Here is an 8,088-nt window from a genome sequence, read left to right on the forward strand (position 1 = left end):
CCGCGCGCGGCGTGCGGGTCCATCCCGGTGGTCGGCTCGTCCAGCACCAGCAGCGCCCGGTCGCCGACCAGGGCGGCGGCCACACAGGCCAGCCGCCGCTGCCCGCCGGACAGCTTCTTCAGCGGCCTGCCCGCCAGCCCCTCCAGTCCGAGTTCGGCCAGCACCTCGTCGCGGGCCGTCCGCGCGGCGGCAGGGGTCATGCCGCGCAGCCGCGCGGTGGTCTCGGCGGCGAGGGACACGGTCAGTTCGTCGAGCGCGGTGGACTCCTGGCCGAGGTAGGCCAGCAGCCGCGCGGCCCGCTCGGGGTGGCGCACCAGATCGTGGCCGAGGACCTCGACGTGTCCGGCGTCGGGCCGCAGGAGTCCGGTGAGCTGGCGGACGAGGGTGGACTTGCCGGCGCCGTTGGGGCCGAGCAGCCCGAAGATCTCGCCCTGGCGCACGTCGAGGCAGATGCCGTCGGTGGCGCGGACGGCGGGCGCCGCCGGAGCGCCGCGACGGGCCCGTACGGGCGGGTAGGTCTTGACCAGGCCCTCGACGCGCACGGCGCGCGCGGCGGCCCGGATCCGCGTCGTCCCGCCTGCCACCGAGCTGTCCACCGCCTGCCGAGTGCCCGTTCTCACGACCTATGAGGGTACGCGTCCGGGATGGCCGGCTTGCCGCTGGGCCCTCCCGGCGCGGGTGCGGAGGCGGCCCGTCCGCGCTGCGGTGCCGGTCAGTCACCCGCGGGGGTGTGTTCGGCGGGGGCGCCGGAGCGGGCGTCCACCTCGCGCCAGAAGCCCGCGCGGATCGCGTAGCGGTCGTGCTCGTCGATCTGGTCGTCCTTGTGCGCGAGGAGGCCGAACCGGGCGGCGTAGCGCAGCAGTTCCCCGTCGATGCGGTGGGGGATGCGCGGGTACTCCCCGGAGAGCTGCCCCAGGTGGCTGTCGTTGGTCAGCCGTTCGATCCAGCGGCGGGCGAACACCTGGCCGACCTCGTACGGGTCGCCGCTGACCGCGGTGATGTCCTCCTCGCGGTCGGCCCAGCGCTGCTCGGCGGTGGTGAGCTGGGCCAGTGTCGGCAGGGCCGCCGTCTCCGGCGACTCGGGCGGCACCGCCCGCTCGACCCAGCCCCGGTCCGAGGACCAGCGCAGCGTCGCGCCGGGCGGGCCGGTGGATGCCTGCGCCTGTGCCTGCGGCCCGTGCCGGCCGAGGTCCGCCAGGTCCTTCGGGGTGGGTACGCCCTCGCCCCGCCCGGGCCCGGGGGAGGCACCGCCGCCGGACGCCGGCTCCTCGGCCGCGGGCCGCTCGTCGGTCTCGGCCCGGGCCGTCCGTCCGGCCGCCTCCGCGGGGCCGCCTCCGGGGCCGGCCGGGGCGGAAGCGGCGGGTCCGGGCGACGCGGCGGCGCCGTGGTTGCCGGAGCCGTCGCCGTTCTTGCCGGGCTCCGGAAGCGGCGCGGCCAGGATCGCGGCGATCTCGGGACGGGGCGCGGGCTGCGGCGCGCAGGGGCCGGTCAGGTCCTTGGCGCGGACGACGGGCGTGATCCAGCCGCGGTCCAGCACCCGCCGCTCGTCCGCCTCCGCCACCAGGTCCTCGGACTGGTTGTAGTCTCCGTCGGCGGCCTGGACCGCCCACAGGTGGACGGCGACGCCGTGCTCCTTGGCGGACATCAGCCCCGGCAGCAGGTCGCCGTCCCCAGTCACCAGCACGATGTCCGAGCAGGCCCGGTTGCGGGCCAGCTCCGTCAACTCGGCGTGCATGGCGGCGTCCACGCCCTTCTGCGCCCACCGCCCGTCACTGCGGGTGAGCGCTCCCAGCCGTACGGTGACCCGGGGCATGACGCGGAGCCTGCGGTGTTCGGGCTGGGGCACCCGGTCGGGCGCGCCGTCGAACCAGTAGATGCGCAGCAGGGCACACTCGGTATCGGCCTCGGCCTGCCGGCGCAGGGCCTGGATCAGTCCGGCGTGGTCGACGCTGATGCGGGAGCGGGTCGGCTCCCCCGCCAGCAGGCTGGCGGCGGCGCCCAGCAGGTAACCGGCGTCCACCAGGACGACGCAGCGGTCCACGACATTCCACCCACTCTCGGTCATGACGTACAGCCGAGGCTGTGCCTGCGCGTGCCGGCCGGCTCCCGTGTGCTCCCGGGCCTGCTTCGAGTCTGCCCGACGGCACCGGGGTTACCGGCTCCGACCTCGATCATCGGCGTGGCGCCGCATCCCCTTTCTCACCTTTGGTAATTGTCCGACATGCAGAGCAATTACGGACATGCAACGCTGAACGAGGGGCTGCCGTACCGAGCCCAGGAGGCAAGCATGGCCAAGAACAGGAATCGCCAACAGCCCCGCCGTCAGAACCGTACGGCGGACGAGCAGCGTCAGGAGCGGGAACGCGCGAGGTCGGCCGCGGCCGAGCGCGCCACCACGGAGACCTCCCGCAAGGGAAGAGAGCGCCGCTTCGGCCACAACTGAGGCCCCGCACCCCACCCCCGGCCCCTCTCCGCCGCCGGGTGGCGCGGCGGAGAGGGGCCGGCGGCGGCACGGGCGTCAGCTCGCCAGGCAGGAGGGGCCCAGGAGTTCCTTCAGGTCGCCGAAGAGCGCGGGGTCGGGCGTCACACGGTGCCGGTCCAGCCGCAGGACGGTCGTCTTGTGTGCGCCCTGGAGCCGGACGCGGACCTCGCTGGAGCCCCGGTGCTGCGTCAGCACGTATCCCAGCTTCTCCACGAGGGGGGGTGTGACCTTGACGGTGGGGATGGTGATGGTGATCGGCGCGGACGCCGACGCCTCGCTCAGGTCGGGGACCATCAACTCCATCGCGACCAGCCGCGGCACGTCCTCCCGCTTGTCGAGGCGGCCCTTGACGAACACGATGGCGTCCTCCACCAGCTGCGTGGACACCAGCTGGTAGGTCGCGGGGAAGAACATGCAGTCGATGGAGCCCGCCAGGTCCTCCACCGTGGCGATGGCCCAGGCGTTGCCCTGCTTGGTCATCTTGCGCTGGAGGCCGGAGATGATGCCGCCGATGGTGACGATCGAGCCGTCGGAGTAGTCGCCGCCGGTCAGCTGGGAGATGGCCGCGTCGGCCTTGTCGCCCAGCACGTGCTCCAGGCCGAAGAGGGGGTGGTCGGAGACGTAGAGGCCCAGCATCTCCCGCTCCTGGGCGAGCAGATAGGTCTTGTCCCACTCCTCGTCGGAGAACTGCACGTCGAGCCCGAAGCCGGGGCCGGAGTCCTCGGTGTCGCCGCCGAGGTCACCGAAGAGGTCGAACTGGCCTTCGGCCTCCTTGCGCTTGACCTGGACCACGTTGTCGATCATCGGCTCGAACTGGGCGGTGAGCCCCTTGCGGGTGTGCCCCATCTCGTCGAAGGCGCCCGCCTTGATCAGCGATTCGATGGTGCGCTTGTTGCAGACCACGGCCTCGACCTTGTCGAGGAAGTCCGGGAACGAGGTGTACTTCCCCTTGGACTTGCGGCACTTGACGATCGAGTCCACGACGTTCTGGCCGACGTTGCGCACCGCCGTCAGACCGAAGACGATGGTGGAGTCGTCCTTCGAGGTGAAGTTCGCCTCCGACTCGTTCACATTCGGCGGCAGCACCCTGATGCCCATCTTGCGGCACTCGTTGAGGTAGACCGCCGACTTGTCCTTGTCGTCGCGCACCGAGGTGAGCAGCGCCGACATGTACTCCGCGGGGTAGTTGGCCTTCAGATAGGCCGTCCAGTAGGTGACCAGGCCGTACGCGGAGGAGTGCGCCTTGTTGAACGCGTATCCGGCGAAGGGCACCAGCACGTCCCAGACGGCCTGGATGGCCTCGTCCGAGTAGCCGTTGTCGCGCATGCCCTTCTGGAAGTTCACGAACTCCTTGTCGAGAACCTCCTTCTTCTTCTTGCCCATCGCCCGGCGGAGCAGGTCGGCCTGTCCGAGCGTGTAGCCGGCCAGCACCTGGGCGGCTTTCTGCACCTGCTCCTGGTAGACGATCAGGCCGTAGGTGATGTCGAGGACCTCCTTGAGAGGCTCCTCCAGCTCCGGGTGGATCGGGGTGATCTCCTGCTGGCCGTTCTTGCGCAGGGCGTAGTTGATGTGGCTGTTCATGCCCATCGGGCCCGGCCGGTACAGCGCCGAGACGGCGGAGATGTCCTCGAAGTGGTCGGGCTTCATCATGCGCAGCAGGGAGCGCATCGGGCCGCCGTCGAACTGGAAGACGCCCAGGGTGTCGCCGCGCTGGAGCAGCTCGAACGTCTTCGGGTCGTCCAGCGGCAGGTCCAGCAGCTTGAGGTCCACGCCCTTGTTCTTGCGGATCATCTTGACCGCGTCGTCCATGATGGTGAGGTTGCGCAGCCCCAGGAAGTCCATCTTCAGCAGGCCGAGCGCCTCGCAGCTCGGGTAGTCCCACTGCGTGACGACCGTGCCGTCGTTCTTCGGGGAGAAGATCGGCGCGTGGTCGATGATCGGCTCGCTGGACATGATCACGCCCGCCGCGTGCATGCCCATCTGGCGGACCAGGCCCTCGATGCCCATGGCGGCGTCGATGACCTTCTTGACGTCCGGCTCGTTCTCGTACATCGACCGCACCTCGGCCGCCTCGCTGTAGCGCGGGTGGTTGGGGTCGGTGATGCCCGAGAGCGGGATGCCCTTGCCGAGCACGTCGGCGGGCATCGCCTTGGTGATGCGGTCGCCCATCGCGTACGGGTAGCCCAGCACGCGGGAGGCGTCCTTGATGGCGGCCTTCGCCTTGATGGTGCCGTAGGTGCCGATCATGGCGACCTTGTCGGCGCCGTACTTCTCCGTCACGTACCGGATGACGTCACCGCGCCTGCGCTCGTCGAAGTCGATGTCGACGTCCGGCATGGTGATGCGCTCGGGGTTGAGGAACCGCTCGAAGATCAGGCCGTGCACGACCGGGTCGAGGTCGGTGATGCCCATCGCGTAGGAGACGATCGAGCCCGCCGCGGAGCCGCGGCCCGGGCCGACGGCGATGCCGTTGTCCTTGGCCCAGTTGATGAAGTCGGCGACCACGAGGAAGTACCCCGGGAAGCCCATGTCGATGATGACCTTCATCTCGTAGTCCGCCAGCTCCTGGCGGTCCTGGGGGACGCCGTCCGGGTAGCGGCGGGCCATGCCGCGGCGGACCTCCTCGCGGAACCAGGAGACCTCGTCGTACCCCTCGGGCACGTCGAACTTCGGCATCAGGTTCTTCGGCTCGAACATCCCCTCGGTCTCGATGCGCTCGGCGACCAGGAGCTGCGTGTTGCGGCAGCCCTCCTGCCAGGCGTCCGAGGAGTCGATGCCGTACATCTCGGCGGCCGACTTGAGGTAGTAGCCGGCGCCGTCGAACTTGAAGCGGTCCGGGTCCGACAGGTTGCTGCCCGTCTGGATGCACAGCAGCGTGTCGTGCGCCGCCGCCTCGCGCTCGTAGGTGTAGTGCGAGTCGTTGGTGACGATGAAGGGGGCGTTGATCTTCCGCGCGATCCGCTCCAGGCCGTCCCTGGCCCGCTTGTCGATGTCGATGCCGTGGTCCATCAGCTCGACGAAGAAGTTCTCCTTGCCGAAGATGTCCTGGAACTCCCCGGCCGCCTTGAGGGCCTCGTCCTCCATGTCGAGGCGGATCTTGGTGCTCACCTCGCCGGAGGGGCAGCCCGTGGTCGCCATCAGGCCCTCGGCGTACTCGGCCAGCAGCTCGCGGTCCATCCGGGGCTTGCGGAAGAAGCCCTCCAGGCTGGCCCGCGACTGGGCGCGGAAGAGGTTGTGCAGCCCGGTCGCGTTCCTGGCCCACATCGTCATGTGGGTGTAGGCGCCGTTGCCGGAGACGTCGTCCCGCTTCTGGTGGGGGGTGCCCCACTTGACCGGGCGGGCGTTCCTGCGGTGGTCGGGGGCCAGGTACGCCTCGATGCCGATGATCGGGGTGACCCCGGCGTCCTTCGCGGAATGGAAGAAGTCGTAGGCCCCGTGCAAATTGCCGTGGTCGGTCATCGCGATGTGCGACATGCCCATCTCGTTGCAGGCAGCGAACATGTCCTTGAGGCGGGCCGCGCCGTCGAGGAGCGAGTACTGCGTGTGCACATGCAGATGTGTGAAGGGCTGGTCACTCACGACGAAGGCCACCTCCGGGCGGGAATCTTCTGGGGCGAGGTGGGAGTCTACGGCCCCCCACCGACAGTCCGCGGAGGGAACCGTCCGCACCGCCCCGGAACCGTCCGGGACCCGGCCGGAGTCTGCCGGAGTCTGCCGGTGACCGTACCGGAACCGGGCACCCCGCCGCGTCGGCGTACGTTGGGCGGACAGCAGACCGACCGAGCGTACGACGGAGCGCACACATGACCAAGGCAGGCCAGGCAGAAGAGCGCGGCAGGACGATCCTGGAGGTCTTCGACACCGCCTTCGGGGATCTCCTCGCCGCCGACCCGGCGGCCTTCCAGACGAAGTTCCGCAAGATGGCCGCCTCCGCCTTCGCCTTCTACCGGGGCACGGCCTGCCTCTTCTACGCCGACCTGCACGAGGAACGCGACAGCGGCCCCTTCCTGGACGAGCGCACCAGCCGGGTGTGGATCCACGGCGATCTGCACGCGGAGAACTTCGGCACCTACATGAACGCCCAGGGCCGCCTGCTCTTCAACGTCAACGACTTCGACGAGGCCTACGTCGGCCCCTTCACCTGGGACCTCAAGCGCTTCGTGGCCTCGGTGGCGCTGCTGGGCTACAGCAAGGCGCTCAGCGACACACAGATCACCTCCCTGGTGACCACCTACGCCGACGCCTACCGCGCCCGGATCCGCGCCCTGGCCTCCGGCAGCCCGGGGAACGAGCCGCCGGCCCTCACCCTGGAGACGGCGCGCGGCCCGGTGCTGGCCGCCCTGCGCGCCGCCCGCGCCAACACCCGCTTCGGCCTGCTGGGCACCATGACCGAGATCCGCGACTGGGAGCGCCGCTTCACCCCGGGCGGCGGCTCCATCGAGCTGGACAAGGAGACCCGTGCCGCCGTGCTGGACGCCTTCGAGGCGTATCTGGAGACGCTCCCTCGCCACGAGGGACGCGAGCGGCCCGGCGCGCACCGCGTCAAGGACGTGGTGGGCCGCCGGGGCATCGGCATCGGCAGCGCGGGCCTGCCCTCGTACAACATCCTGCTGGAGGGGCACAGCGACGCGCTGGAGAACGACCTGGTCATCTATATGAAGCAGGCGCAGACCCCGGCCGTCTCCCGGCACATCACCGACCGGGCGGTGCGCGACTACTTCCGGCACGAGGGCCACCGCACGGTGATCTCGCAGCGCGCCCTCCAGGCGCACGCCGACCCGTGGCTGGGCTGGACCGAACTGGGCGGCCGGGGCCAGCTGGTGGCGGAGGTCTCGCCGTACGCGGTGGACCTGGACTGGTCGGATTTGTCGGACCCGGACGAGATCGCCCAGGTCACCGCCGACCTCGGCCGGGCGACGGCGACGATGCACGCGGCGGCGGACGAGGCGGAGTCCGGGCACAGCCTGGTGCCGTTCTCCACCGAGCGCGCCATCGACGAGGCGATCGCGGCGGACGAGGACGGCTTCCGCGCCATGCTGGTGGACTTCGCCCACAGCTACGGCGCCACGGCCCGCCGCGACCACCAGATCTTCGTCGACCTGTTCCGCAACGGCCGGATCACCGGCGTGTGACGGCGACGGACACGAGCCGCACGGAGGTGAGCCGGACAGAGGCGAGCCGGGCGCCCGCGATCCGCACGGAGATGAGCCGGACGAATGCGATCCGGACGGAGATGAGCCGACGGGATCCGGGCACGAGGGGACAACCCGGACGCTGCCGCGTATCCGGCGGCAGCGGGACCGGCACCTTTAGAGACCGCTTACGCGCTCCCATGGCACACTCGGTCCCCATGGGAGCAGCAGGCATGCGCACAGCCCGGGCGGGGCTCTTCACCGCCCTGTGCGTCACGCTGTCCTGCGGCGCCCACGTCCTGCTGTCCGGCTCCCCCGTCCCGCTGCGTCCGCTGCTGGCGGTCTCGGCCGCCGTCTTCGTGCTGGCCTTCGCACTCGCCGGGCGGGAGCGCGGCTACGCCCGGATCGCCGCGCTGCTGGTGCCCCTGGAGCTGGCGGCCGACACCGTCTTCACCACCGGTCAGCACGCCTGCT

General features: G+C 70.6%; 5 protein-coding genes and 1 pseudogene. 3 read left to right on the forward strand and 3 right to left on the reverse strand.

Annotated elements, in window-relative coordinates:
* The coding region (locus tag FM076_RS33500; RefSeq protein WP_345945400.1) for an ABC transporter ATP-binding protein at nucleotides 1-584 on the reverse strand (584 nt) is incomplete at its 3' end.
* Between the two features lie 128 nt (nucleotides 585-712).
* Nucleotides 713-2,065: an NYN domain-containing protein gene (locus tag FM076_RS07955; protein ID WP_173869227.1), complete on the reverse strand. Its 1,353-nt coding sequence runs from the start codon at nucleotides 2,063-2,065 to the stop codon at nucleotides 713-715.
* 222 nt (nucleotides 2,066-2,287) lie between these two features.
* Here FM076_RS07955 and FM076_RS07960 point away from each other — a divergent pair, with 222 nt between their 5' ends.
* Complete coding sequence (locus tag FM076_RS07960) at nucleotides 2,288-2,443, forward strand: hypothetical protein (protein WP_173869228.1); 156 nt, start codon at nucleotides 2,288-2,290, stop codon at nucleotides 2,441-2,443.
* A 75-nt stretch (nucleotides 2,444-2,518) separates the two neighbouring features.
* Here the strand turns inward: FM076_RS07960 and dnaE are convergent, their stop codons facing one another.
* Nucleotides 2,519-6,061: a DNA polymerase III subunit alpha gene (gene dnaE, locus FM076_RS07965; protein ID WP_173869229.1), complete on the reverse strand. Its 3,543-nt coding sequence runs from the start codon at nucleotides 6,059-6,061 to the stop codon at nucleotides 2,519-2,521.
* Nucleotides 6,062-6,285: 224 nt separating this feature from the next.
* Here dnaE and FM076_RS07970 point away from each other — a divergent pair, with 224 nt between their 5' ends.
* Complete coding sequence (locus FM076_RS07970; RefSeq protein WP_173869230.1) at nucleotides 6,286-7,614, forward strand: DUF2252 domain-containing protein; 1,329 nt, start codon at nucleotides 6,286-6,288, stop codon at nucleotides 7,612-7,614.
* A gap of 218 nt (nucleotides 7,615-7,832) precedes the next feature.
* Nucleotides 7,833-8,088 (forward strand): annotated as a pseudogene (locus tag FM076_RS07975) (hypothetical protein); the annotation flags it as partial.

It is taken from the genome of Streptomyces albus subsp. chlorinus (genome assembly GCF_013302895.1).
Classification (GTDB): domain Bacteria; phylum Actinomycetota; class Actinomycetes; order Streptomycetales; family Streptomycetaceae; genus Streptomyces; species Streptomyces chlorinus.